This window comes from Streptomyces millisiae (assembly GCF_031845425.1).
In the GTDB taxonomy this organism is placed as follows: domain Bacteria; phylum Actinomycetota; class Actinomycetes; order Streptomycetales; family Streptomycetaceae; genus Streptomyces; species Streptomyces millisiae.
The window spans coordinates 324705-349699 of record NZ_JAVREM010000002.1 but is presented as its reverse complement, the minus strand read 5'-3'; the positions used below and the strand labels follow the sequence as shown (position 1 = coordinate 349699).

22 protein-coding genes are annotated in these 24995 nt (G+C 73.2%); 6 read left to right on the top strand and 16 right to left on the bottom strand.

Features of this window, described 5'->3' with window-relative positions:
* Positions 1-5: 5 nt before the first annotated feature.
* From RNC47_RS03750 to RNC47_RS03700, 11 genes are all read right to left on the bottom strand, one after another.
* On the bottom strand, positions 6-1022 hold the full coding sequence (locus RNC47_RS03750) for a polyprenyl synthetase family protein (RefSeq protein ID WP_311595604.1): 1017 nt from the start codon (positions 1020-1022) through the stop codon (positions 6-8).
* Between the two features lie 104 nt (positions 1023-1126).
* On the bottom strand, positions 1127-2506 hold the full coding sequence (hpnE, locus tag RNC47_RS03745; protein ID WP_311595443.1) for a hydroxysqualene dehydroxylase HpnE: 1380 nt from the start codon (positions 2504-2506) through the stop codon (positions 1127-1129).
* Positions 2503-3450: a presqualene diphosphate synthase HpnD gene (gene hpnD / locus RNC47_RS03740; RefSeq protein WP_311595441.1), complete on the bottom strand. Its 948-nt coding sequence runs from the start codon at positions 3448-3450 to the stop codon at positions 2503-2505. Before hpnD ends, hpnE begins: the two co-directional genes overlap by 4 nt.
* Positions 3451-3460: 10 nt before the next feature.
* A complete protein-coding gene (hpnC, locus tag RNC47_RS03735; RefSeq protein ID WP_311595439.1) occupies positions 3461-4381 on the bottom strand; it encodes a squalene synthase HpnC in 921 nt (306 codons plus the stop codon).
* Between the two features lie 89 nt (positions 4382-4470).
* Positions 4471-5280, bottom strand: coding sequence for an ABC transporter ATP-binding protein (locus RNC47_RS03730; protein WP_311595437.1), 810 nt, complete (start codon positions 5278-5280; stop codon positions 4471-4473).
* Positions 5273-6184, bottom strand: coding sequence for an ABC transporter permease (locus RNC47_RS03725; protein ID WP_311595436.1), 912 nt, complete (start codon positions 6182-6184; stop codon positions 5273-5275). The genes RNC47_RS03730 and RNC47_RS03725 overlap by 8 nt, the downstream gene beginning before the upstream one ends.
* Positions 6185-6267: 83 nt before the next feature.
* Positions 6268-7167, bottom strand: coding sequence for a glycosyltransferase family 2 protein (locus tag RNC47_RS03720; RefSeq protein ID WP_311595435.1), 900 nt, complete (start codon positions 7165-7167; stop codon positions 6268-6270).
* A 17-nt stretch (positions 7168-7184) separates the two neighbouring features.
* Positions 7185-7970, bottom strand: a complete 786-nt coding sequence (locus RNC47_RS03715; protein ID WP_311595434.1) for a CDP-alcohol phosphatidyltransferase family protein — start codon at positions 7968-7970, stop codon at positions 7185-7187.
* Positions 7948-9009 carry an iron-containing alcohol dehydrogenase family protein gene (locus RNC47_RS03710; RefSeq protein ID WP_311595433.1) on the bottom strand — a complete coding sequence of 354 codons (1062 nt, stop codon included), beginning with the start codon at positions 9007-9009 and terminating at the stop codon, positions 7948-7950. Before RNC47_RS03710 ends, RNC47_RS03715 begins: the two co-directional genes overlap by 23 nt.
* Positions 8997-9752 carry a phosphocholine cytidylyltransferase family protein gene (locus RNC47_RS03705; RefSeq protein WP_311595432.1) on the bottom strand — a complete coding sequence of 252 codons (756 nt, stop codon included), beginning with the start codon at positions 9750-9752 and terminating at the stop codon, positions 8997-8999. Before RNC47_RS03705 ends, RNC47_RS03710 begins: the two co-directional genes overlap by 13 nt.
* A complete protein-coding gene (locus RNC47_RS03700) occupies positions 9749-11605 on the bottom strand; it encodes a DUF5941 domain-containing protein (RefSeq protein WP_311595603.1) in 1857 nt (618 codons plus the stop codon). Before RNC47_RS03700 ends, RNC47_RS03705 begins: the two co-directional genes overlap by 4 nt.
* Positions 11606-11797: 192 nt before the next feature.
* Here RNC47_RS03700 and galE point away from each other — a divergent pair, with 192 nt between their 5' ends.
* The 3 genes from galE (at position 11798) to idi (ending at position 14535) form a co-directional block, all read left to right on the top strand.
* Positions 11798-12802, top strand: a complete 1005-nt coding sequence (gene galE / locus RNC47_RS03695) for a UDP-glucose 4-epimerase GalE (protein ID WP_311595431.1) — start codon at positions 11798-11800, stop codon at positions 12800-12802.
* Positions 12803-12960: 158 nt separating this feature from the next.
* Positions 12961-13902, top strand: a complete 942-nt coding sequence (locus tag RNC47_RS03690; RefSeq protein WP_311595430.1) for a cation diffusion facilitator family transporter — start codon at positions 12961-12963, stop codon at positions 13900-13902.
* Positions 13903-13965: 63 nt separating this feature from the next.
* The gene (idi, locus tag RNC47_RS03685) at positions 13966-14535 is read left to right on the top strand and encodes an isopentenyl-diphosphate Delta-isomerase (RefSeq protein ID WP_311595429.1); all 570 of its coding nucleotides are present in this window, start codon (positions 13966-13968) and stop codon (positions 14533-14535) included.
* A 16-nt stretch (positions 14536-14551) separates the two neighbouring features.
* Here the strand turns inward: idi and RNC47_RS03680 are convergent, their stop codons facing one another.
* A complete protein-coding gene (locus tag RNC47_RS03680) occupies positions 14552-15025 on the bottom strand; it encodes an ATP-binding protein (RefSeq protein ID WP_311595428.1) in 474 nt (157 codons plus the stop codon).
* A 483-nt stretch (positions 15026-15508) separates the two neighbouring features.
* Between RNC47_RS03680 and RNC47_RS03675 the strand changes: the two genes are divergently transcribed.
* A complete protein-coding gene (locus RNC47_RS03675) occupies positions 15509-17275 on the top strand; it encodes an ABC transporter ATP-binding protein (RefSeq protein ID WP_311595427.1) in 1767 nt (588 codons plus the stop codon).
* Between the two features lie 61 nt (positions 17276-17336).
* Here RNC47_RS03675 and RNC47_RS03670 read toward each other — a convergent pair whose 3' ends face one another.
* From RNC47_RS03670 to RNC47_RS03655, 4 genes are all read right to left on the bottom strand, one after another.
* Positions 17337-18944, bottom strand: a complete 1608-nt coding sequence (locus RNC47_RS03670) for an ABC-F family ATP-binding cassette domain-containing protein (protein WP_311595426.1) — start codon at positions 18942-18944, stop codon at positions 17337-17339.
* A 316-nt stretch (positions 18945-19260) separates the two neighbouring features.
* Positions 19261-20232, bottom strand: a complete 972-nt coding sequence (locus tag RNC47_RS03665) for an acyl-ACP desaturase (protein ID WP_311595425.1) — start codon at positions 20230-20232, stop codon at positions 19261-19263.
* 180 nt (positions 20233-20412) lie between these two features.
* On the bottom strand, positions 20413-22848 hold the full coding sequence (locus RNC47_RS03660; protein ID WP_311595424.1) for a Tex family protein: 2436 nt from the start codon (positions 22846-22848) through the stop codon (positions 20413-20415).
* Between the two features lie 119 nt (positions 22849-22967).
* Positions 22968-23366, bottom strand: a complete 399-nt coding sequence (locus RNC47_RS03655; protein ID WP_311595423.1) for a winged helix-turn-helix transcriptional regulator — start codon at positions 23364-23366, stop codon at positions 22968-22970.
* 92 nt (positions 23367-23458) lie between these two features.
* On the opposite strand from RNC47_RS03655, the gene RNC47_RS03650 reads away from it, so the two are divergent.
* Positions 23459-24319 carry an SDR family oxidoreductase gene (locus RNC47_RS03650; protein WP_311595422.1) on the top strand — a complete coding sequence of 287 codons (861 nt, stop codon included), beginning with the start codon at positions 23459-23461 and terminating at the stop codon, positions 24317-24319.
* Between the two features lie 237 nt (positions 24320-24556).
* A complete protein-coding gene (locus tag RNC47_RS03645; protein ID WP_311595421.1) occupies positions 24557-24979 on the top strand; it encodes an ATP-binding protein in 423 nt (140 codons plus the stop codon).
* The last annotated feature ends 16 nt before the right edge of the window (positions 24980-24995 follow it).

Genomic DNA, 24995 nt, shown 5'->3' with positions numbered 1-24995 from the left:
CCCCGCTACTTGCGGCGGACCACCACGAAGTCGGCCAGCGCGGTCAGCTGGTCGCGCACGCCGCCCGACATGTCCAGGCCGTCGAGCGCGGCCAGGGCCGTGCGGTGCTGGCGCCTGGCCTCCTCCTCCGTCCAGCTCCTGCCGCCGGCCTCCTCGATCAGCGCGGCCCTGGTGGCGAACTCGGCCTCGTCGAAGTCCTCGAACTCCTCCGCGCTCTTCTTGGCGTCGGCCGTCAGCAGCGCCGTCAGCCGCTCGGCGGCCGGCCCCTCGGCGGCCAGCGCGGCCACCACGGGCAGCGACTTCTTGCGCTGCCGGAGATCGCTCCAGGTCAACTTGCCGGTGGTGGCGGGGTCGCCCCAGATGCCCAGGAGGTCGTCGACGGCCTGGAAGGCGAGCCCGAGGTGGTGGCCGTAGGTCTCCAGCGCGTCGGCGAGCGCGTCGTCGGCGCCGCCGATCACGGCGCCGATGCCGGCGGCGCAGGCCAGCAACGCCCCGGTCTTGTTGCCCTCCATCTCCAGGCACTCGGCGACGCTGACCCGCTCGCGGTGCTCGAACGCGATGTCCTGCGCCTGGCCGTCGACGAGCTTGCGGCTGGCGGCGGCGAGGCGCCGGGCGGCGCGGGCGGCGTGCTCGGTGCCGCCCTCCAGGATGACCTCGACGGCCAGCGCGAACAGCGCGTCGCCGACCAGGATCGCCTGGGCGGGACCGTGCACCTTCCAGACGGTGTCCCGGTGCCGCCGCTGCTCGTCGCCGTCCATCAGGTCGTCGTGCAGCAGCGAGAAGTTGTGCACCAGCTCGACGGCGACGGCGCCGGGCACGCCGACCTCGGCCGGGGCGCCGGCGGCCTCCGCGGAGAGCAGGGCGAGCGCGGGCCGCACGGCCTTGCCGCTGTCGGCCTCGGTGGGCCTGCCGTGCGCGTCGATCCACCCGAAGTGGTAGGCGGCGACGGTGTCCATGGGCGGGGCGAGCCGGTCGACGGCGGTGCGCAGCGCGGGAGCGGCCAGTGCCCGCCCGCGCTCCATCAGTGCCAGGGCGGCACCATGGCCGTGGGGTTCTGCGGGGTTCACGAGCTCTCCTTGGGAAGTCACTGAGAAGTCTGGTTTCTGCGTGGCGGGGGGCGGCGCCGTCATATCCGCACCGCCCGCGCGGCCGCGAGGCCGCTGCGCACCGCGCCCTCCATGGTCGCCGGCCAGCCGGTGGCGGTCCAAGCGCCGGCCAGGTAGAGCCCGGGCGCCCTGGTCACCGGGCCGGGGCGCAGCCGGCCCACGCCGGGCACCGGGGCGAAGGTGGCGGCGCGCTCCCGGGTGACGAAGAAGTCCCGGACCCGGGCGCCCGCGGCCCGCGGCAGGAGCCGGGCGAGCTCGGGCAGGTAGCGCTTGCGGAGCACGTCGGTCGGCAGCTGGATCTCGTCCCGGGCGGCGGACTGGGACAGCGCGAGGTACTGGTCGCGGTGGCCCGGCCGCTCGGCGAGCCCGGCGGGGCCGGTGCGGTCGAAGACCCACTGGACCGGGCTGCCGAGCGCCGCGAGGAAGGGCCGGCGCAGCACCGGCCGGTCGTAGATCACGTGGATGTTGAGGATCGGCGCGTCGCCGATGCGCAGCAGCCGCCCCTGGTCGGCGAGGGCGCCCTCGGGCAGCAGGCGGTGCGCGGCCTCCTGGGGCACGGCCAGGACGACCGAGTCGGCCGTGACCTCGTCGGGGCCCGGCTCCGGGCCGCGCCGCCGGCTGTCGACGGTGACCCGCCAGCCGCCGGGCGCGGCGCGCAGCCGGCGGACCTTGGTGTCGGTGAGCACGGTGACCCCGGCCCGGTCGAGGGCGGCGCGGGCGAGGGTGTCGTGCAGCTGGCCGAGCGGCACCGAGGGGAGGCCGATGTCGGCGGCGCCGGGTCCCGAGAGCAGCCCGGTGCGGAAGACCATGGCGGCGAGGCCGAGCGAGATGTCGTCGGCCCTGGCGTTGAGGGCCGCCACACCGATCAGGTCCCAGACGGCCTCGATCCCCCGGTCGCGCTGCCCGTGCCGGCGCAGCCAACCGCCGAAGTCCTGGTCGTCCAGGGCCGGATCGGCGGGGTCGAGGCGGCGCAGCGCGGCGACGGCACGGACCACGGCCGCCCGCTCGGCCGGCGGCAGGTGCGGGTAGCGGGCGAGGGTGCCGGCCAGATGGAGGGGGACCGGCAGGGCGGCGCGGCGGATGCGGCCGAGCCGCCGCCGCTCGGCGTCGAACACCGGGACGTCGAGGCGGGGTTGCAGCGGGGCGAGCGCGGTGCCGCCGACGCGGTCGAGGAAGCCCCGGTAGGCGGTGCAGCAACGCAGGTAGACGTGCTGCCCGTTGTCCACGGTGAGCGGCCCCACGGCGCTGTCGCGGCGGAAGGAGAAGGCGAGACCGCCCAGCCTGGGGCGGGTTTCCAGCAGGGTGACGCGCCGGCCCCGGTCGGCGAGGGCGAGGGCGGCGGCGGTGCCGGCCAGGCCACCGCCGACGACCACGGTGTGCCCGCGCGGCCGGGCGCTCACGGGTGGGTCCGCCCGGCGACCCGGCGCGCGTCGAGCCCGGACAGGCCCCGCACGGCCACCAGGACCTTCTGGGCGGCGGGCAGGCCGACGCGGCCGCGCAGCACGGCGCGCGGGTCCTCGGCGATGCGGTCGAGCAGCCGGTGGTAGGTGCCGGCCATGGCGGCGACGCAGGCGCCGGAGCGGCGGTCGAGCATGGGCAGCAGCCGGAAGCCCTCGGCGAACAGCTCGCGGGCGCGGGTGACCTCGAAGCGGACCAGGCCGACGAAGTCCCCGCCGGCGGCGGGCGGGACGAGGCTCGGGGAGCCGTCCTCGTCGACCAGTCCGAACTTCCGCAGGTCCTCGGCGGGCAGGTAGGTGCGGCCGTTGTCGGCGTCCTCGCGGATGTCGCGGAGGATGTTGGTGAGTTGGAGCGCGAGGCCGAGCGTGTCGGCGAACTCGTCGGCGCGCTCGGCGTGCCGCGCGCCCGGCACGGTGCCGAAGACCCCGAGCGTGAGCCGGCCGATGGCGCCGGCGACGCAGCGGCAGTAGGAGCGCAGTTCGTCCCAGGTCTCGTAGTCGCGGCCCCGCACGTCCATCAGGACGCCGTCGATCAGCTCGTCGAGGCCGCCGAGCGGGATCGGGTAGACGTCGCTGGCGTGGGCGAGGGCGACGGCCACCGGGTCGACGTCGTCCTCGGGCACGCCTCCGGAGCGCACCCGGTCCAGCAGGGCGCGGGCCTCGGCGAGCCTGATCTCCTTGATGTCGGCGGCGAGGTCGCCGTCGCCGATGTCGTCGACGCGCCGGGCGAAGGCGTAGATGGCGCAGAGCGCCTGCCGCTTGGCCGCCGGCACCAGACGGGCGCCGTACTTGAAGTTCCTGGCGTGCTGGCCGGCGACCGCCTCGCAGTACTGGTAGGCGGCGACGACGGCGGGCGACGGGTTCTTGCTGGTCGGGCTGTTGGTCACGAGGTTGAGCTCACGCGCCCCTTCTGAGTGTGGTTCCCGCCGCGTACAGCAGGCCGCCCTTGCTCGCCTTGGGCGGCCCGGCCAGCACGTCGTACCCGGCGTCGGCGATGGCCTGGGCGGCCGCCCTGCCGCCGCCGATGAATCCGGCGAGCACCAGCCGCAGCCGACCGCGGACGCTGCCCACCAGGGGCGCGCCCTCGTCGAGCAGCCTACGTGCCCGATCGGTGAGATGGGCGACGAGGGTGCGGACGGACGCGTTGGCGCTCGGCGCCGCGAGGTCGGCCTCGGTGACGTGGAAGCGGGCCATGGCGTCGGCCGGCAGGTAGATCCGCCCGCGGTCGAGGTCCTCCGCGACGTCCTGCAGGTGCTCGATCAGCTGGAGCGCGGTGCAGATCGCGTCGGAGCGGCGGATCCGCTCCGGCGTGGCGGTGCCGGTGACGCCGAGCACCATCCTGCCCACCGGGTTGGCCGAGAGCTCGCAGTAACCGAGGAGTTCCTCGAAGGTGGCGTAGCGGTGGGTGTGCTGGTCGACGCGGTTGGCCTCGATCAGGGCGCGGAACGGCTCGGCGTCGAGGCCGGCGCGCTCCACGGTGGGCACCAGGCGGGCGACCAGCGGGTGGCGCGGCGGCCCGAGGCCCTGCTCGTGGCGGGCGGCGGCGAAGGCGCGATCGAGGTCGGCCTCCAGCGCGTCGAGCATGTCCTGCCGGTCGTCGGTCCGGTCGGCCGGGAGGCCGAGCAGCAGCGCGTCGGCGCCGCCGGGGGGCAGGTCGCCGTCGCCGATGTCGTCGACGAGTCGGGCGTAGCCGTAGAGGGCCGTCAGGTCGTCCCGCCAGGCGCGGGGCAGGAACCTGGGGGCCACCGGGAAGTTCTCGTGTGCCGACTTCGCGAGCACCGCGTGGGTGCCCGGGTTCGCCGTCGCCAAGCTGCTCATCCCTGTATTTCTACCCTGTGCTCGCCGTGCTTGGCGAAGGAGGCCGGCCCGGGCACGCCACGGGCGCGCCCGGGCCGGGTGGTCGCCGGCTACTTGCCGGTCTCCTCCTCGTACGCCTTGAGCACCTGGTCGGTCGGGCCGTCCATGATCAGCTCGCCCTTCTCCAGCCACAGCACCCGGTCGCAGGTGTTGCGGATGGACTTGTTGTTGTGGCTGACCAGGAAGACGGTGCCGGCCTCCGCGCGCAGCTCGCGCACCCGCTCCTCGGAGCGGCGCTGGAACTTCTTGTCGCCGGTGGCCAGGGCCTCGTCGATCATGAGCACGTCGTGGTCCTTGGCGGCGGCGATGGAGAACCGCAGCCTGGCCTGCATGCCGGAGGAGTAGGTCCGCATGGGCAGGCTTATGAAGTCGCCCTTGTCGTTGATGCCCGAGAAGTCCACGATGCCCTCGTACCGGGCCCTGATCTGCTCGCGCGACATGCCCATGGCCAGGCCGCCGAGTATCACGTTCCGCTCGCCGGTGAGGTCGTTCATCAGGGCCGCGTTGACGCCGAGGAGCGACGGCTGGCCGTCCGTGTAGACCCGGCCGCGCTCCGCCGGCAGCAGGCCCGCGATGGCGCGCAGCAGGGTCGACTTGCCCGAGCCGTTGGTGCCGATGAGGCCGATCGCCTCGCCGCGGTAGGCGACGAAGCTGACGCCGCGCACGGCGTGCACCTCGCGCACCCGGGCCCGCGGCTCGCGGCGGACGATCCGGCGCAGCGCGGCGGTGGCGTTGCCCCTGGCGCCGTGGCCGTAGACCCGGTAGACGATGTGCAGGTCGTCCGCGATGACGGTCGGCACCCGGCCGTCGTCCGCCACGCGGACGGGGACGTTGGAAGCGGGGATGTTTGATTCAGCCACGGCCGTACTGCTCCTCCGCCTTCCAGAAGTACACGAAGCCGCCGATTCCTATGACGGCCGCCCAGGCCACAGCGTAGACCCAGGTCACCTGCGGGATGCCGTCGGCGTAGGCCCCGTCCATCAGGGAGTAGCGCATGAGGTCGATGAAGACGAGGGCCGGGTTGGCCTCCAGGACGTCGATCAGCCAGCTCGGCGCGTCGGTGCCCTCGATCTTGTAGCGCAGCGGGAAGATCACGCCGGAGCCGTACATCCAGGTGCGCAGGATGAACGGCATCAGCTGGGTCAGGTCCGGGGTGTTGCTCCCCATCCTGGCGAAGATCATGGCGAGCCCGGTGTTGAAGACCAGCTGGAGGGCCAGCACGGGGACGATCATCACCCAGGAGAAGCGGGGGTAGTGCTGGAAGCCGATCATGACGACGGCCAGCACGACCATCGAGTAGAGCAGCTGCTGGAGCTGCTGCAGGGAGAACGAGATCGGCAGCGAGGCCCGGGGGAAGTGCAGGGCCCGCACCAGGCCGAGGTTGCCGGAGATCGACTTGACCCCGGAGATCACCGAGGCCTGGGTGAAGGTGAAGACGAAGATCCCGGTGACCAGGAACGGGATGTACTCGTCGTTCTTCATGTTGTCCCGGCCGCCCATCACGAGGCCGAAGATCAGGAAGTAAACGAAGGCGTTCAGGAGTGGCGTGAACACCTGCCAGAGTTGGCCGAGTTTCGCCTGGCTGTACTGGGCCATCAACTTCGCCTGGGAGAAGGCGACGATGAAGTGTCGGCGTCCCCACAACTGCCGTACGTACCGGGGCAACGAGGGCCGGGCACCACTGACGGACAGACCATGACGGGCCGCGAGCTCGGCCAGTGTCACATCATGTGGGGGTGCGCTGGTGCGCGTGGTCTCACTCACCTTGAAAACTCTCGTCCTCGCAGGGCAGCAGGCGGATGGCGCCGCGGAGCAGCGGCTCCTGGATGGTCTCAGATCCGAGCTTGTCAGATGACGGGAGGTCGGCCGAGACGTGTCAGGCGCCACACCGTACGCCAACGCATGGGCCTCCGGCGACCACAAGGCGTCCGCCAGCCCTCCACGAAGCCCCGGAACCAGGCGCCGAGCGCCGCGGGCGAGCGGGTTCTGGCCACGGTGAGCAGCAGCCAGACCAGCAGGTAGAGGGGGATCAGCGGCAGCGGCAGGTTGCGCCTGGCCAGCCAGACCCGGTTCCTGGCCACCATGCGGTGGTAGACCGCGTGCCGGGAGGGGGCGGTGGTGGGGTGGTGCAGCACCAGGTCGGCGCGGTACTCGATCCGCCAGCCCGCGTCCAGCGCCCGCCAGGCCAGGTCGGTCTCCTCGTGGGCGTAGAAGAAGTCCGCCGGCAGGCCGCCGACCTCCTGGAAGACCCGGGTGCGCACCGCGTTGGCGCCGCCGAGGAAGGTGGTCACCCGGGAGGACCGCAGCGGGTCGGAGGCGCGCAGCCGGGGCACGTGCCGGCGCTGGGTGACGCCGGTGACCGGGTCGGCGATGCGGAAGCTGACGATGCCGAGGCGCTGGTCGGCGGCGAAGGCCTCCCGGACGAGCTCGGCCGTGCCGGGGTCCGGGAGGTGGCCGTCGTCGTCGAGGAAGAGCAGCACGTCGACGTCGCGGCCGCCGGGGCCGAAGGCCTCGATGCCGACGTTGCGCCCGCCGGGGATGCCCAGGTTCTCCGGCAGCTCTATGCCGCGGACGGTCTCGGGCAGGTCGGGGAGCGCGGCGCCGTTGCCGACGACGACGATCTCGATCGGGTCGCCGTGCTGGTCGGCGACCGAGTCGAGCAGCGCGCGCAGCTCCTTGGGGCGGTCGCCCATGGTGAGGACGACCGCGCCGAGCCTCGGCGGGCCCGCCTCCCCGTTCCCGTCCATCCCCCCGGACATCTCCGTCACCGCAGTCTGCTGGAGGCGAGGATGGACACCAGGTGCAGCAGGGTCTGGAGCACCGCTATCGCGGCCAGCAGGGCCACGCCGAACCGGGTGAAGAACAGGTCGCCGCGGACCAGGTCGAGGATCCCGACGAGCAGGATCAGCAGCGAGGCCTCCACGCCGCCGACCAGCCGGTGGAACTTGAGGGCGGCGGCGGCGCGGCGGGCCAGGGCCACGCCGGAGGAGCGGGGCACGGCGGCCTCGTCCTTGACGGCGGCGAGGCCGCTGCGGGTCCTGGCGACGTCGACCAGGTCGGTCTCGGCCTTGATCAGGATGGCGCCGAGCGCGGCCACCGTGCCGAGGAAGGCCCAGAGCCAGTTGGGCGCGGCCTCCTCCTGGGCGAAGACGTCCGCGGCCCGCACGCCGAAGCCGACCAGCAGCGCGGCCTCGGCGAGGTAGTGGCCGATCCGGTCGAGGTAGACGCCGGTGACCGAGGTCTGGGCGCGCCACCTGGCGACCTCGCCGTCGACGCAGTCGAGCAGCAGGTAGAACTGGATCAGCAGGGCCGCCAGCAGCGCGCCGGCGAGCCCGGGGACCAGCAGCACGGCCCCGGCGGCGACGCCGGCCACCACCATCAGGTAGGTGAGCTGGTTGGGGGTGATCCGCGAGTTGACCAGGTGCCTGGTCCAGCGCAGCGAGATCTCCCGCATGTAGAGGCGGCCGGCCCAGTGCTCTCCGCTGCGCCGGTCCTTGACCCCGGCCGGGTGCACGACCGGCCGGAGTTCAGCTACTGATGGCTTTGACATAGTCCGCGTACGCGTCCCTGATCTCGTCGGTGGTCAGGTCGAGGTGCTCGAGGATGGTGTAACGGCCCGGCCTGGTCTGGGGCGCGAACGCCACGGCCGCCACGAACTCCTCGGTGCTGAAGCCGATGTCGCCCGGCAGGACCGGCAGGTGGTGGCGCCGCAGCACCTCGACGATCAGCCGGCACTGCTCGCGCTCCCCGCGCAGGTGCATCGCGAAGGCGGCGCCGAGGCCGACCTGCTCGCCGTGCAACGCCGCGCGCCTGGGGTGGAGGATGTCCAGCGCGTGCGAGATCTCGTGGCAGGCGCCGGAGGACGGCCTGGTGTGTCCGGCGACGGTCATGGCGATGCCGGAGAGCACGAGCGCCTCGGCGAGCACCGTGAGGAAGGCGTCGTCCGCGCAGTCGCCCGGGTGGCGGAGCACGGCCTCGCCGGCCTGCCTCGCCATGGCGGCGGCCAGGCCGTCGATCTGCTCGCCGGTCTCGCGGTGCGAGAGCTCCCAGTCGGCGATGGCCGAGATGTTGGAGACCACATCGCCGATACCCGAGCTGACGAAACGCGCCGGCGCCTGGCGGATCACGTCCAGGTCGACGACGAGCGCGATGGGGGTGGGCACGCCGTAGGAGCCGCGCCCGGCGTCGTTGTCCAGGATGGAGACCGGGGAGCAGATGCCGTCGTGCGACAGGTTGGTGGCCACGGCGACCATCGGCAGCCCGACGCGGGCCGCGGCGTACTTGGCGACGTCGATGATCTTGCCGCCGCCGAGTCCGACGATGGCGTCGTAGTGGCCGGACCGCATGGCGTCGGCGAGCTGGACGGCGGCGTCGATGGTGCCGCCGGCCACCTCGTACCAGTCGGCGCCCGGCAGCGCGGGGGCGAGGCGCTGGCGCAGGGTGGCGCCGGAGCCGTTGCTGATGGCCACGGCCAGCCGGCCGGACGAGGAGATCCGCTGGTCGGCCAGGAGCCCCGCCAGGTTGTCCAGGGCCCCGGCGGCGATGTCGACCGAGACCGGGGAGGGGATGAGGCGGGTCAGTACCGGCACGCGATCTCCCTGCCCTTGGCGAGGTCGTCGTGGTTGTCGATCTCGACCCAGCTGACCTCGCCGATGGGGGCGGTGTCGACCTGGAAGCCGCGGTTGACGAGCTCCTGGTAGCCGTCCTCGTAGTAGAGCTGCGGGTCGCGCTCGTACGTGGTGCGCAGCGCGTCGGCCAGCTCCTCGGCGGCCTCGGGCTCGATGAGGGTGACGCCGATGTACTCGCCGGTGGCGTCCGCCGGCTCCATCAGCTTGGTGATGCGGCGCACGCCGGTGGCCGGGTCGGCGACGACCTTCATCTCCTCGTCGGCGAGCTTCTTGACCGTGTCGAGCGCGAGGATGATCTTCTGCCCCTGGCCCCGGGCCGCGAGCAGGGTCCGCTCGACGGACGGCGGGTGCACGGTGTCGCCGTTGGCGAGGATCACGCCCTGCTTGATGACGTCCCGCGCGCACCAGAGGGAGTAGGCGTTGTTCCACTCCTCGGCCTTGTCGTTCTCGACGAGGGTGAGCTTGACGCCGTAGCGGCTCTCCAGGGCGGCCTTCCGCTGGTAGACGGCCTCCTTCCGGTAGCCGACGACGATCGCCGCCTCGTCGATGCCGACCTCGGCGAAGTTGGCCAGCGTCAGGTCGAGGACGGTTCTCGGCTCGCCCCCGTCGGTGGGCTCGACAACCGGCACCAACGCCTTGGGCAGGGTGTCCGTGTAGGGGCGAAGGCGGCGTCCGGCGCCGGCGGCCAGCACGAGGCCGATCATGCGGGTTCTCCTGTTTCGTCGTGTACGGCGGGTGCCTGGGAGGAGATCCAGAAGCGGATGCTCTCGCCAAGAACCAGAAGCGCGAGACCGCCGGCGAGGACGGACAGCGCGGTGGTGAAGCCCGCTCCGGTCGCCCAGAGGGCGGCGAAGGCGGCGACCACCAGGACGCGCCCCTCGTGTCCGCCGGTGGCCTGCACCAGCCAGCGCGGGGGCGCCCCGGCGCCGCCGCGGAGGCGGTACACCGTGTCGTAGTGATGGTAGGCGCTGGCGGCCACCAGGCAGAAAGCAGCCGGCAACGCTCCGTTCACCCCGTGGTCGGCGGCGTCGGCCGCGAGGATCAGCACGGTGAGGTACTCGCCGGCCCGGAAGAGCGGCGGCAGCAGCCAGTCGAAGGGGCGGCGGGGCTCGGCGGCCAGCGCGCGGCCGGCGCAGAGCACGTAGAGGGCGGCGGCGCCGACCGCGTACCAACCGCCGGCGACGCCGGGCAGCAGCAGGGCGCCGAGCAGCGCGCCCGTGCCGGCCAGGGCCCAGAGGGGGGCGGCGAGCGCCGGTCGCCGGACGGGGGTGCGGGGTGCGGCGACGGCCTCGGCGAGCGGGCCGTTGTCGGCGAGGCCGACGAGCGCGCGGGCCGCGTCCTCGCCGACGGCGGGCAGCCGGCGGGAGCGCAGCAGCCGGCCCGCGGTGGTGTAGCAGGCCGCGAAGCCGCTGGCGGCGAGCAGCACGACGAAGGTGACGCGGGGGGTGGTGAGCGCGGTGAGCAGCGCGATGAGGGCCCAGCGCTCGCCGATGGGCAGCACGATCATGCGGCGCGCCCAGACGGTCCAGCCGATGCGGTCGAGCCGGCCGGTGAGGGCGGCGGACGCGGCGCCCGAGGAGCCGCCCTGGGCGGTGGTGTGGGCCTCGTTGAAGGCGAAGTCGACGATGTGGCGGCAGCTCTGGAGCACCATGGCGCCGAGCGCCAGGGCCCACACGTCGTCACCGCCGCGGGCGGCGCCGAGGGCGAGGCCCGCGTAGTAGGCGTACTCCTTGGCCCGGTCGAAGGTGGCGTCGAGCCAGGCACCGAGGGTCGAGTACTGGAGCGAGTAGCGGGCGAGCTGGCCGTCGGTGCAGTCGAGCACGAAGGAGAACAGCAGCAGCAGGCCGGCGGCGACGAAGCCGCCCCTGGTGCCGGTGGCGGCGAAGCCGGCGGCGACCAGGGCGGTGAGCAGCGAGGCGGTGGTGACCTGGTTGGGGGTGAGGCCGCGGCGGGCGCACCAGCGGGCCAGGTAGCGGGAGTAGGGGCTGACGAAGTGGGTGGTGAAGAAGCCGTCCCGCGACTTGACGGCGGTGCGCAGCCGGACGGCCTCCTCGTCGACGCCGGCGACGGCGGCCGCGGCCGCGTCGCGCTCGGCGCCGGTGGTGGGGACGGCCGCGACGAGGGTGCCGAGCTCGGGGCGGTGCACGGGGGTGCCCTGGGCCTCGACGCGCTGGGCGAGCCGGTCGGGCAGGCAGTCGGTGGCCGGCGGGGCGGCGACCGAGCCGCCGCCCTCGGCCTGCTCGGCGGCCGGGCGGGCGGCGCCGTCCTGGGTGGCGGCGGCGGTCAGCGCGCCGCGCTCGCCGGGGAGCACGGTGACCGCGCCGGGGATGGCCGCCGCGCCGAAGCGGGGGTCGGTGAGGCCGAGGCGGAGGCTGTGCCGGTGCCCGACGAAGCGGGGGTCGACCACGGCGACGCGCTGCCCGGCGGGAACCGCGGCCAAGGCCTGGGCGAGGTCGGCGGGCCGCTCCGCCACCCGCACGGCGAATCCCAGCGCCGTCAGGTCGTGTTCGAGCGTTGACCCGGGGACGGGTGGACCGGTGAGGATCGCGGTCGACAGCTGACTCACTCCTTGAGGCGGGGTCGCGCTCTGCGACCCGCACGTCGGCAGAGATTATCTGATGAGAACCCAGCGGCAAGAATGGCGTTGGCCTCAGGAAACCCGGAGTTCATGTCGCTCCCCGCCGCGGGTGCGGATGCGACCCTACGCGATCGCTCGGACACGATGCGCGCCCACGGTTAGGCTGCGGCCATGAGCTGGCTGATCACCGGTGGCGCCGGGTACATAGGGGCACATGTCGTCGAGGTCCTGCGGGCCGCCGGGGAGCGGGTCGTGGTGCTCGACGACCTCTCCACGGGGCGGGTCGAGCGGCTGCCCTCCGAGGTGCCGGTGGTGGTCGGCTCGGTGCTGGACCGGGCGCTGCTCGACCGGGCGCTGGGCGAGCACGGGGTGACGGGCGTGGTGCACCTGGCGGCACGCAAGCAGGTCGGGGAGTCCGTGGCCGACCCGCTCGGCTACTACCGGACCAATGTGCACGGGCTCACGGTGCTGCTGGAGGCGGTCGTGGCGGCGGGGGTGCGCCGGTTCGTCTTCTCGTCCTCGGCGGCCGTCTACGGGATGCCGGGGGCCGGCGACCTGACGGGCGGCCTGGTGACCGAGCAGACCCCGTGCCGGCCGATGAACCCGTACGGCGAGACGAAGCTGGCCGGCGAGTGGCTGGTCCGGTCCACCGGACTGGCGCACGGCATCGGCACGGTCTGCCTGCGCTACTTCAACGTCGCGGGCGCGGCTCGGCCCGAGCTGGCCGACGCCGGGGCGGCCAACGTCATCCCGATGTTCTTCGAGCGCCTCTCGCGGGGCGAGCCCCCGATGATCTTCGGGGACGACTACCCGACGCCGGACGGCACCTGCGTCCGGGACTACGTGCACGTCTCCGACCTCGCGGAGGCGCACCTGGCGGCGGTCCGCCACCTGGAGCGCGCCGAGGACCCGGCGACCGCCGGCGACCTGACGGTGAACATCGGCACCGGGCGGGGCGCCTCGGTGCGCGAGATGGCCGACCTGGTGGCCGAGGTCACCGGGGTGCGGGAGCCGGCGCCCGAGGTCGTGGGCCGGCGCCCGGGCGACCCGGCGCGGGTGGTGGCCTCGGCCGCGCTGGCGCGCGACCGGCTCGGCTTCGAGGCGCGCCGCGACCTGGCCGAGATGGTCGCCTCGGCCTGGGCCGGCTGGTCGGCGCGGCACCCCGGGTCGGCCTGACCTCGGGCTTTGCCCGCGACCCGGTGGACCCGCACCGGGAACGGGAAACCCGCAGGTCAGGGCAATGACAACGGTGTTCAGTGCCGCGTTGCCATATACCCCCCACCCGTAGTTCACTGAGGTCGCGACGCCGGATCGACTTCAGGAGGGCGACGGCCATGGGAGCCGGACACAACCACGGCGGACACCAGCACCACGGGGGGTCGGGCGGCACCGCGGCAGCGGCCTATGTGGGGCGGCTCCGCTGGGCCCTCGCGCTCTCCTGCGTGCTGCTGGTCGCCCAGGTGGTGGGCGCGGGGGTCACCGGCTCGCTGGCGCTGCTCGCCGACGCCGGGCACGTGGCGACGGACGCGGTCGGCGTCGCCCTGGCGCTCTTCGCGATCCACGTCGCCAACCGGGCGACGAGCGAGCGCCGCACCTTCGGCTTCGCGCGGATGGAGATCCTGGCCGCGCTGCTCAACTGCCTGCTGCTGCTCGGCGTCGGCGGCTACATCGTCTTCGAGGCCGTCGAGCGGCTGCGCGAGCCGGCCGAGGTGCCGGGCGGTCTCACCGTGCTGTTCGGCGCGCTCGGCCTGCTGCTCAACTGCGTCTCGCTGATGCTGCTGATGGGCGGGCAGCGGGAGAGCCTGAACGTGCGGGGCGCGTTCCTCGAGGTGCTGGCCGACGCGCTGGGCTCGGTGGCCGTGGTGATCGCCGCCGTTGTGATCATCACCACGGGCTGGCAGCGGGCGGACACGATCGCCTCGCTGGTGATCGCCGTGCTGATCGTGCCGCGGACCGTGAAGCTGGCGCGCGAGGCACTGGACGTGCTGCTGGAGGCGGCCCCGAAGGACGTGCGGATCGCCGAGGTCAGGTCGCACATCCTGGAGCTCCCCGGCGTCGAGGACCTGCACGACCTGCACGTCTGGACGATCACCTCGGGCATGCCGGTGCTCTCGGCCCATGTGGTGGTCGACCAGGACACCCTGGACGCGGTGGGGCACGAGCGGATGCTGCACGACCTCCAGGGGTGTCTGGGCGAGCACTTCGATGTGGCGCACTGCACATTCCAGTTGGAGCCGAGGGGGCACGCGGCGCACGAGGCCGGTCTCTGCCACTGAGCCGGTGCGGCACACTGGTCGGAGCCGAACCTCGTGATCAGGAAAGACCGGGAGACCCGCTACATGCCCCACAGCACAGCCGTCGAGCCCGGTCAGATCCTGCTGGAGCTCGTCGACGAGGACGGCGCGACGATCGGCACCTCGGAGAAGCTGGCCGCCCACCGGGCGCCGGGGCTGCTCCACCGGGCCTTCTCGGTCTTCCTGTTCGACCCGGCCGGGCGGCTGTTGCTCCAGCGCCGCGCGGCCGGCAAGTACCACTCCCCCGGCGTCTGGTCCAACACCTGCTGCGGGCACCCCTACCCGGGCGAGCCGCCGTTCCTGGCCGCGGCCCGGCGCACCTCCGAGGAGCTGGGCGCGGCGCCCGCGCTGCTGCGCGAGGCCGGCACCGTCCGCTACCACCACCCGGACCCGGAATCCGGCCTGGTGGAGCGGGAGTACAACCACCTGTTCGCCGGTCTGGTGACCGAGCCGCTGCGGCCCGACCCGGCGGAGGTCGGCGAGACGGCCTTCGTCACCCCCGGCGAGCTCGGCCGGCTGATCGACGGCCGGGCGTTCTCGGTCTGGTTCGGTACCGTGCTCGACGCGGCCAGGCCCGCGATCAGGGAGCTGACCGGCGCCGCCGCCGGCTGGTGAGCCGGCCGGGCGGCGCTCAGGCCCGGTCCACCGGCAGCGCGGCCCAGACCACCTTGCCGCCGGTCGCGGTCGCCTCCACCCCGCAGTCCCCGCCGGCCTCGAGCGCGGTCGCCTTGACCAGGAGCAGGCCGCGCCCGCTGGTGTGGTGCTGGTCCGGCGCCGCGTCCAGGGCGCGCGGCCGGTAGGGGTGCCCGTCCTCGACCGAGAGCCGTACCCAGTGCGCGTCGAAGCCGACCTCGACGCCGATCTCGGTGGTGAGCAGGGCGGCGTGCCGAACGGAGTTGGTGACCAGCTCCGAGAGGATCAGCAGCACCCCGTAGAGCCGGTCGGCGGTGAGCGGCGCCTGTTGGCGGCGGAGCAGATCGCGCACGGCGTGCCTGACGTGCGGCACCGCGTGCTCGACCGGCGGAACGCTGAAGCGCCAGATCCCGGCGTGGCCGGAGGTCGCGGGGAGCCCGGAAAGCGGCGGGGCGCCTGATCTACTGTCCATGGCTCCGAGTCTTGGCATGTGCCAGGGCGACATGACCCAGTGACCTCAACTCGTCATGAATAGGGCAGGTTTCGACCGCGTCGTTTCGCCTGTGACCGATCGGCGACCAGCTTTTTTCGGAGGGCGCCCGGAGGGGGCCCGCGCCACCCCGCGCGGTCACGCGAGCCGGCCTCACCCGACCGGCCGAGGCGCACCGTTGCGAACCCGTAGTGGGCCACCGCCCTGGCGCGAGCGCCGGAGTGCGCCGCCGCATGTGTCGCGACTATACGCAAGTTGAGAAATAGGACCGCTGGGCAGCCACACAGCGACTGTTTCGAAAGGGTCGGCACCATACATGGTTACTATCACCATGTATATGAATTAGCCCGAACCATACGGAATAGGGCGGAGACCACTCGCTATCGACATTTCGGAGAGTGTTCGAGCCGTCTGAGGGGCAAGGTCATCCCGACTCATTCCCCTGGACGTTGGAGTGCTGCTGTCATGGCTCTTCCGCAAGGTCCCCTGGAGCACCGCTACCAGGGGGAACATCCGGTGCGGACCCTCGCCTATCTCTTCCGGGAGTCCCGTCTGCGGGTCCTGGTCGCCGTGCTCGCGTTCATCGTCAAGCACAGCCCGGTCTGGCTGCTACCGCTGGTCACCGCCAACATCATCGACATCGTCGTCGAGCGCCGCCCCATCTCCCAACTCGGCGCCAACACGGTGGTCCTGGTCGTCGTGCTGCTGCTGAACTACCCGACCCACCTGCTCTACGTCCGCTGCATGCACGGCAGCGTCCGGCGGGTCGGCACCGGGCTGCGGTCCGCGCTCTGCCGCCGGATGCAGGAGCTGTCCATCGGCTACCACTCCCGGGTCAGCGCGAGCGCCCTCCAGACCAAGGTGATCAGGGACGTCGAGAACATCGAGCAGTCGGTGCAGCAGAGCGCGGACACCGGGCTCGGGGCCATCATCACCCTGGTCGGCGGCCTGGTGGTCATCGCCGTGCGGGTGCCGGAGGCCCTGCCCGTCTTCCTGGTGATGGTGCCGGCCACCACGCTGCTGGTGCGCAGGCTGCGCGGCCGGCTGCGCTCGCACAACGAGCGGTTCCGCCGTCAGGTCGAGCAGCTCTCCTCCCGGGTCGGCGAGATGACCAGCCTGATCCCCGTCACCCGGGCGCACGGTCTGGAGCGCACCGCGCTCGTCCGGGTCGACGGCACCCTGCGCCAGGTGCTCACCGCGGGTATACGGCTCGACCTGATCAACGGCCACTTCGGCGCCCTGGCGTGGATCCTGCTCCAGGCCATCGGCATCGGCTTCCTGGCCGGCGCGGCCCTGGTCTCCTACTACGCCTGGCTGCCGATCAGCCCCGGCGACGTGGTGATGCTCAGCACCTTCTTCACCACCCTCACCGGCTCCATGACCATGCTGATGAGCCTGGCCCCCATCATCTCCAGGGGCCTGGAGTCCGTCCGCTCGGCCGGCGAGGTGCTGCAGGCCCCCGACCTGGAGGTCAACGCGGGCAAGGCGCAGGTCACGGCGGTCAAGGGCCGGATCGACTTCGAGAACGTCGACTTCAGCTACGACGGGGACGGTCCGGCGGCCGTCACCGACTTCACCCTGCGGGTGCCGCCCGGCCAGACCGTCGCCCTGGTCGGCGCCTCGGGCGCCGGCAAGTCCACCATCCTCAACCTGCTGATCGGCTTCATCCGTCCGGTCTCGGGACGGATCCTGCTCGACGGCAGCGACATGGCCACCCTCGACCTGCGCAGCTACCGCCGCTTCCTGTCCGTGGTGCCCCAGGAGTCCGTGCTCTTCGAGGGCTCCATCCGGGAGAACGTCGGCTACGGCATGCCCCACATCGACGACGAGACCGTGCGCGACGCGCTGCGCGACGCCAACGCCCTGGAGTTCGTGGACCGGCTGCCCAACGGCCTCGACACGGTCGTCGGCGAGCGCGGCGCCCGGCTCTCCGGCGGCCAGCGGCAGCGCATCGCCATCGCCAGGGCGCTGATCCGCGACCCGCGGATCCTCGTGCTCGACGAGGCCACCTCGGCCCTCGACACGCGCTCCGAGGCGCTGGTCCAGGAGGCCATGGACCGGCTGATGCGCGGCCGCACCGTCTTCGTGGTCGCCCACCGGCTGTCCACGGTGCGCGGCGCCGACCGGATCGTGGTGCTGGAGCAGGGGCGGATCCAGGAGGTCGGCAGCCACGCCGAACTGCTGCGCCGCGGCGGGGCGTACGCGCGCCTCCAGTCCAACCAGCTGACCTGAGCGGCGCCGCCGACGTACGGTGCGGCGCCGCGCCCCGTCAGGGGCGCGGGCCGCGGCGCGGTCAGAGCGGTTCGATCTCCGTCAGCTCGCCGTCCAGGGCGAGCCAGCGGGTGACGCCGAGCCCGCGCAGGAAGGGCACGTCGTGGCTGACCACGAGCAGCGCCCCACGGTAGGAGTGCAGCGCCGAGGTGAGCTGCCGGACGCTGGCGAGGTCCAGGTTGTTGGTCGGCTCGTCCAGCATCAGCAGCTGCGGCGCGGGCTCCGCCAGCATCAGCGCGGCCAGCGAGGCCCGGAAGCGCTCCCCGCCGGAGAGGGTGCCGACCAACTGGTCGGGGCGGTCCTTCCGGAACAGGAACCTGGCCAGCTGGGCCCTGATGTGCTGCGGGGAGGCGCCGGGCGCCAGCCGGCGCACGTTCTCGGCGATGCTGGCCGACCCGTCGAGCAGGTCGAGGCGCTGCGGCAGGTACCGCATCGGCACCTGCACCCGCGCCTCGCCCGACACCGGCGCCAACTCGCCGGCCACGGTGTCGAGCAGCGTCGTCTTGCCGGCGCCGTTGCCGCCGGTCAGCGCGATCCGCTCGGGGCCGAGCACCTCGAGCGTGGCCCGGACGCCGCCCCGCAGCTCCACGTCCGCCAGGTCGAGCACCCGGCGCCTGGCCGGCACGGCCGTGTGCGGCAGGTCGACGCGGATCTCGTCGTCGTCGCGGACCGCCGACTCGGCCTCCGCCAGCCGCTCCCGGGCGCCGGCCAGACGCTCCTCGTGCAGACCGCGGTGGCGGCCCGCGCTCTCCTGGGCGCGCCGCTTGCGCGCGCCCAGCAGGATCTTGGGGGCGCCGCCGCGCTCCGCCTCCCGCCTGCCCTGCCCGGCCCGGCGCGCCAGCTTCTCGTTGGCCTCGATCAACTCCCGCTTCTGCCGCCGCACATCGGCCTCCGCCGTCCGCACCGTCCGCTCGGCGGCCTCCTGTTCCACGGCCAGCGCGGTCTCGTACTCCGAGAGCGTGCCGCCGTACCAGGTGATCCGGCCCTCCCGCAGGTCGGCGATCTGGTCCACGCGCTCCAGGAGTTCACGGTCGTGGCTGACCACCACGAGCACCCCCGACCAGCCGGCCACGGCCGCGTGGAGGTGCTCGCGGGCCCGCCGGTCGAGGTTGTTGGTCGGCTCGTCGAGCAGCAGCACGTCGGGCCGGCGCAGCAGCAGGGCGGCGAGGCTGAGCAGCACGGTCTGGCCGCCGGAGAGCCGGCCCACGGTCCGGTCGAGGTCGACGCCGGCGAGGCCGAGCCCGTCCAGGGTGGCGCGGGTGCGCTCCTCGACGTCCCAGTCGTCCCCGACGGCCGCGAAGTGCTCCTCGGCCACGTCCCCCGACTCGATGGCGTGCAGGGCGGCCCTGGCCTTCTCGATGCCGAGCACCCGGTCGACGCGTTGCTCGGTGTCCAACGTGATGTTCTGCGGCAGATAGCCGAGTTCGCCGCTCACCCGGACCGAGCCGGAGGTGGGCGTGAGCCGGCCGGCGAGCAGCCGCAGCAGGGTGGACTTCCCGCTGCCGTTGAGACCGACCAGGCCGGTGCGGCCGGGTCCCGCGGTGAAGTCGAGGTCGTCGAAGAGCCGGGTGCCGTCCGGCCAGGCGTAGCCGAGGCGGACACAGCTGATCTGGGCGGTGGTCGGGGCCATCGCGGAGCTCCAGTGTTTGTCACGAACGGTTGGCGACACACGGAGACACCGGGCCCGGGACGGCCGGGACTGGCTGATCGGAAGGGAAGGCGTGGCGGGCGACGGGTGCCGGCTCAGCCGAGGTCGATCGCGCGGCGCGGCACCACACGTCCGGTTCGGAACGCGCGGCGCGACGGGCTCGCGGTGTCTGCGACCTCAGCTGTCCAACGGGCCCCCTCACATCGACGACAGGCCGGGAAGAACCCTAGGGAGTGCCGGGTGGCGGGCGCAACCGATTTGACGGCCCGGCCCACCGCCCGGCGGAGCGATTCGCGGCTCAGGCCTTGCCGCGCGCGGCGAGCCGGGCCTGGCGCGCGGCCAGGCGCTCGTCGAAGAGCCGGGCCTCGCTGTCCAGGCCGTCGAGGTACCGACCGAGCTCCTCCTGGGCCTTCAGGCCCTCGGGGCCGAGCCCGCTGACGTCGAGCGCCCTGAAGAAGCGCAGCACCGGCTGGAGCACCTCGTCGTGGTGGATGCGCAGGTTGTAGATGCCGCCGATGGCCATCCTGGCGGCGGCGCGCTCGAAGCCGGGGATGCCGTGGCCCGGCATCCGGAAGTTGACCACCACGTCCCTGACCGCGCGCATGGCCTGGTCGGGGGCCAGTTCGAAGGCGGCCTTCAGCAGGTTGCGGTAGAAGACCATGTGCAGGTTCTCGTCGGTGGCGATGCGGGCCAGCATCCGGTCGCAGACCGGGTCGCCCGACTCACGGCCGGTGTTGCGGTGCGATATTCGGGTGGCCAGCTCCTGGAAGGCCACGTAGGCCACCGAGTGCAGCATGGAGTGCGCGTTGTCGGACTCGAACCCCTCCGACATGTGCGCCATGCGGAAGTTCTCCAGCTGGACCGGGTCGACGGCGCGGGTGGTCAGCAGGTAGTCGCGCAGCACGATGCCGTGCCGGCCCTCCTCGGCGGTCCAGCGGTGCACCCAGTTCCCCCAGGCGCCCTCGCGGCCGAAGATGCTGGCGATCTCGTGGTGGTAGCTCGGCAGGTTGTCCTCGGTGAGCAGGTTGACCACCAGCGCCGTGCGGCCGATGTCGGTCACCTTGGACTGGTCGGGGGCCCACGGCTCACCGCCCAGCGGGCCGTCGAAGTTCCGGCCCTCGCTCCAGGGCACGTACTCGTGCGGCATCCAGTCCTTGGCCACTCCCAGGTGGCGGTTGAGCTCGCGCTCCACCACCTCCTCCAGGGCATGGATCAGACGGACGTCCGTCCACTCGTCCGAGGTGGTCAGTGGGGTGGGGCTGAAGGTCACAGAAGCTCCTGGCGGGTAACGCGAATACCTACGAGACCGTAGGTTACGGCACCGTAAGTTGTTACCCGCCGGTCTGGCAAGGGAATGGCCGTAAAACGCGGGGCACTTCACAACGCGGCGGCCCGGACCGCGGTCGGTCCGGGCCGCCGGTGGGCTGTTCCCCTGGGGGTTCTCTCCTCGTCAGCGCTTGCCGCGCTCCGGGCGCACCAGGCCGGCCCGGCGCAGCGCGTCGGCCATGGCGCTGTTCGCCGGCGGCGCCTCCCGCCGCTGGCCACCGCCGCCTCCGCGCCGATCCCGCTGCCTCGGGGCGCCCCCGCGCTCACCGCGCGGTCCGCGCTCGCCTCGCTCACCACGCGGTCCGCGCTCGTCCCGGCCGCCGCGCCCGCCGCCGGCGCCCGGCTCCTCGTCGAGCCGCAGGGTCAGCGAGATCCGCTTGCGCGCCACGTCCACGTCGAGGACCTTCACCTTCACGATGTCCCCCGGCTTGACCACCTCGCGCGGGTCGGACACGAACTTCCGCGACATGGCCGAAACGTGCACGAGACCGTCCTGGTGGACGCCGACGTCCACGAAGGCGCCGAAGGCGGCGACGTTGGACACCACGCCCTCCAGCACCATGCCCGCCTTCAGGTCGCCGATCTTCTCGACGCCCTCCTTGAACCGCGCGGTGCGGAACGCCGGACGCGGGTCGCGGCCCGGCTTCTCCAGCTCCCGCAGGATGTCGGTGACCGTCGGCAGGCCGAAGGTGTCGTCCACGAAGTCGGCCGGGCGCAGCGCGCGCAGCGCCGTGCCGTTGCCCACGAGGGCCTGCACGTCCCCGCCGGTGGTCGCCGCCATGCGGCGCACCACGGGATACGCCTCCGGGTGCACGGCGGAGGCGTCCAGCGGGTCGTCCCCGCCCCTGATCCGCAGGAACCCGGCGCACTGCTCGAACGCCTTGGGGCCCAGCCTGGACACCTGCTTGAGCGCGCCACGGTTGGTGAAGGGCCCGTTGAGGTCGCGGTGGGCCACGATGTTCTCCGCGAGGGTGGTGCCGATGCCCGACACCCGGGCCAGCAGCGGCACCGAGGCGGTGTTGACGTCCACCCCGACGCCGTTCACACAGTCCTCGACGACCGCGTCCAGCGAGCGGGAGAGCTTCACCTCGGACAGGTCGTGCTGGTACTGGCCGACGCCGATCGACCGCGGGTCGATCTTCACCAGCTCGGCCAGCGGGTCCTGCAGCCGGCGGGCGATCGAGACGGCGCCGCGCAGCGAGACGTCGAGGTCGGGCAGCTCCTCGGCCGCGTAGGCCGAGGCCGAGTAGACCGAGGCGCCGGCCTCGGAGACCACCATCCTGGTCAGCCCGGCCTCGGGCATCCTGGCGATGAGCTCGCCGGCCAGCTTGTCGGTCTCCCGGGAGGCCGTGCCGTTCCCGATGGCGATCAGCTCGACGCCGTGCTCCAGGGCGAGCGCGCCGAGCCTGGCGAGCGCCTCGTCCCACCTGCGGTGCGGCGCGTGCGGGTAGATCGTGTCCGTGGCCGCGACCTTGCCGGTGGCGTCGACCACGGCGACCTTGACGCCGGTGCGCAGACCGGGGTCGAGCCCCATGGTGGCCCGGGTGCCGGCCGGCGCGGCCAGCAGCAGGTCGCGCAGGTTGGCCGCGAAGACGCCCACCGCGTCGTCCTCGGCGGCGGTGCGCAGCCGGGCCCGCAGGTCGATGCCGAGGTGGACCAGGATCCGGGTGCGCCAGGCCCAGCGCACGGTCTCGGCGAGCCAGGCGTCGGCCGGACGGCCCCGGTCCACGACGCCGAAGCGGTGGGCGATGGCGCGCTCGAAGGACGACGGCGCCGCGCGGCCCTGCTCCTCCTCGCCGGCCGGCTCCTCGGGCTCCAGGGTGAGGTCGAGGACCTCCTCCTTCTCGCCGCGGAACATGGCGAGCACCCGGTGCGAGGGCAGCTCGGTGAACGGCTCGGCGAAGTCGAAGTAGTCGGCGAACTTGGCGCCCTCGGTCTCCTTGCCCGACCGCACCCGGGACACCAGCCGGCCGCGCTGCCACATCCGCTCGCGCAGCTCGCCGAGCAGGTCGGCGTCCTCACCGAACCGCTCGGTGAGGATGGCCCTGGCGCCGGCGAGCGCGGCCTCCACGTCCGGCACGCCGCGCGCCTCGTCGACGAAGGCGGCGGCCGCGGCCGCCGGCAGCACGCTCGGATCGGCCAGCAGCCCGTCGGCGAGCGGCTCGAGGCCGGCCTCGCGGGCGATCTGGGCCTTGGTGCGGCGCTTGGGCTTGTACGGCAGGTAGATGTCCTCGAGGCGGGCCTTGGTCTCGGCGCCACGGATGGCGGCCTCGAGCGCCGCGTCCAGCTTGCCCTGGGCGCGGACCGACTCCAGCACGGCCTCGCGCCGCTCCTCGAGCTCGCGCAGATAGCGGAGCCGCTCCTCCAGGGAGCGCAGCTGCGTGTCGTCGAGCGCGCCGGTGGCCTCCTTGCGGTACCGGGCGATGAACGGCACCGTGGCACCGCCGTCGAGCAGGCCCACGGCCGACGTGACCTGCCCCTCCCCTACGCCGAGCTCCTCGGCGATCCTGGCCTCGATGGACCGTCCTGCGACGGACTGTGTCACGATCTCGCTCCGCATTTCCCGCGCTTTCCCGGCTTCCCGACGCGCACACCGCGCCGTGCGGAGCATTGTGGCAGGCGGCACCGACATCCGGTCGGTCAGCCGGGCGGCCGTGTCGGGGGCGCGCTCGCCCGCGGTCAGCCGGCCGCGGCCCGCTCCCGCTCCCGGCGCGCCCGGTCGTACGCCTCCTGGGCCTCGGTGACCTGGGGCACCCGCCGCTCGACCAGCCGGGTCAGCGCCCAGACCCGCTCGGCGAACTCGCGGCCGAGCGGGGTGAGCGAGTAGTCCACGTGCGGCGGGATCACCGGGCGCGCCTCGCGCAGCAGCAGGCCGTCCCGCTCCAGGGTCTGGAGGGTCTGGGCGAGCATCTTCTCGCTGATGCCGCCGATGGCCCGGCGCAGCTGGCTGAACCGCTGCCGCTCGGTGTCGAGCAGCAGGGCCAGCACCAGGACGCCCCAGCGGCTGGTGACGTGGTCGAGCACCACCCGCGAGGGGCAGTTGGCGGCGTTGACGTCGAGCGGAAAGCTTACGGTCATGCCAGTACCTTACTTCAAAGTGGGTACTTTCTCTCAGTTAGCGTGCAGCTTAGGCTCGGGTTGTCAGAACGGACAACACCGAGGAGACATCGATGTACGTGGTCACCGCCGCCACCGGCCAGCTGGGCCGGCTGGTCGTCGACGCGTTGCTGGAGAAGGTTCCCGCCGAGCAGGTGGCCGTGGTCGTGCGGAACGAGGCGAAGGCCGCCGACCTGGCGGCCCGGGGCGTGACCGTGCGGGTCGCGGACTACGGCGCCCCCGAGAGCCTGGCGAACGCCTTCGAGGCCGGCGACCGGGTGCTGTTCGTCTCGGGCTCCGACGTGGGGCGGCGGATCCCCCAGCACGCCGCCGTCGTGGCGGCCGCCAAGGCGGCGGGCGTCGGCCTGCTGGCCTACACGAGCGTGCTCGGCGGCCCCGCCGCCGACTTCACGCTCGCCGACGACCACAAGGCCACCGAGGAGCTCGTCATCGCCTCCGGGCTGCCCTACACCCTGCTGCGCAACGGCTGGTACCACGAGAACTACACGGAGCAGCTGGCCCCGGTGCTCGCCCACGGCGCGGTGGTGGCCAGCGCCGGCGACGGCCGGGTCGCCTCGGCCTCCCGTGCCGACTACGCCGCCGCCGCGGCGGCCGTGCTCACCGGGGAGGGGCACGAGGGCCAGGTGTACGAGCTGAGCGGCGACACCGCCTGGAGCCTCGCCGAGTACGCGGCCGAGCTGTCCCGCCAGACCGGCAGGGAGATCCGGTACACGCCGGTCACCCCGGAGGAGCACCTGGCGATCCTGACCGGCGCCGGGCTGCCCGAGCCGCTCGCCGCCATCCTCGTGGACGTGGACACCTCCGGCATCGCCAGGGGCCTGCTCGCCGGCACCTCGGGCGACCTCGCCCGGCTCATCGGCCGGCCGACCACCCCGCTGGCCGACGCGATCGCCGTCGCCCTGAAGGACGCCTGACCAGCGAGGGGACGGGACCGGTCCGCCGCCTCCCGCGCGATTTCGGCCATCCCCGGGCGCGGGAGCGCTCCCGCCGGCGACCGATCTGAGCCGTTGTCAACCCCACCACCCGTCCGAGTGATATGAACTCCACACGTGCAGCTGAATTCCTTGCGGACTGCCGGGAGTTAGGGGCAGGGTGCGAGAAGTTACGCAGCGCACCCAACTCCTGACAACGCGTGGAGCACCGGAGGGACCATGACGCTCACCAGCCCGGACGCCGAGATCCAACGCCTCTCGTACAGCTGGTTGCTGACGGCCAGGCGCGAGGATCTGGCGCACTTCCGGCGGCTCGCCTCGCTCGCCATGCGGGAGTGGGGGCAGCCGCAGCGGGTCACCGAGGTCGTGTTGCACGGGGTCACCGAGCTGCTGTCCAACGTCGCCCGGCACGTGGGCGATCCGCGCTGCACGCTGGAGCTGTCGTTGCTCGGGAGCGCCGTGCAGGTGTCGGTGAGCGACCGCTCCTCGGAGCTGCCCAAGATCACCCTGCCCGACTGGACCGCCGAGGAGGGCCGGGGGCTCTGGCTGCTGCGCGAGATGGCCGACGGGCTCGGCTACGCGCTGACCGAGGACGGCAAGCAGGTGTGGGTGCGGGTCGGCACCGACGTGCCGGGCGTCTGACGCTCCCGCACCGTGG

Excerpts from the sequence above, each read along its gene's own strand:
- RNC47_RS03750 (WP_311595604.1), bottom strand. The coding sequence starts at position 1,022 with ATGGAGCGCGGGCGGGCACTGGCCGCTCCCGCGCTGCGCACCGCCGTC.
- hpnC (WP_311595439.1), bottom strand. The coding sequence starts at position 4,381 with ATGAGCAGCTTGGCGACGGCGAACCCGGGCACCCACGCGGTGCTCGCG.
- RNC47_RS03720 (WP_311595435.1), bottom strand. The coding sequence starts at position 7,167 with ATGGACGGGAACGGGGAGGCGGGCCCGCCGAGGCTCGGCGCGGTCGTC.
- RNC47_RS03715 (WP_311595434.1), bottom strand. The coding sequence starts at position 7,970 with ATGTCAAAGCCATCAGTAGCTGAACTCCGGCCGGTCGTGCACCCGGCC.
- RNC47_RS03705 (WP_311595432.1), bottom strand. The coding sequence starts at position 9,752 with ATGATCGGCCTCGTGCTGGCCGCCGGCGCCGGACGCCGCCTTCGCCCC.
- galE (WP_311595431.1), top strand. The coding sequence starts at position 11,798 with ATGAGCTGGCTGATCACCGGTGGCGCCGGGTACATAGGGGCACATGTC.
- RNC47_RS03690 (WP_311595430.1), top strand. The coding sequence starts at position 12,961 with ATGGGAGCCGGACACAACCACGGCGGACACCAGCACCACGGGGGGTCG.
- idi (WP_311595429.1), top strand. The coding sequence starts at position 13,966 with ATGCCCCACAGCACAGCCGTCGAGCCCGGTCAGATCCTGCTGGAGCTC.
- RNC47_RS03680 (WP_311595428.1), bottom strand. The coding sequence starts at position 15,025 with ATGGACAGTAGATCAGGCGCCCCGCCGCTTTCCGGGCTCCCCGCGACC.
- RNC47_RS03675 (WP_311595427.1), top strand. The coding sequence starts at position 15,509 with ATGGCTCTTCCGCAAGGTCCCCTGGAGCACCGCTACCAGGGGGAACAT.
- RNC47_RS03670 (WP_311595426.1), bottom strand. The coding sequence starts at position 18,944 with ATGGCCCCGACCACCGCCCAGATCAGCTGTGTCCGCCTCGGCTACGCC.
- RNC47_RS03660 (WP_311595424.1), bottom strand. The coding sequence starts at position 22,848 with ATGCGGAGCGAGATCGTGACACAGTCCGTCGCAGGACGGTCCATCGAG.
- RNC47_RS03655 (WP_311595423.1), bottom strand. The coding sequence starts at position 23,366 with ATGACCGTAAGCTTTCCGCTCGACGTCAACGCCGCCAACTGCCCCTCG.
- RNC47_RS03650 (WP_311595422.1), top strand. The coding sequence starts at position 23,459 with ATGTACGTGGTCACCGCCGCCACCGGCCAGCTGGGCCGGCTGGTCGTC.
- RNC47_RS03645 (WP_311595421.1), top strand. The coding sequence starts at position 24,557 with ATGACGCTCACCAGCCCGGACGCCGAGATCCAACGCCTCTCGTACAGC.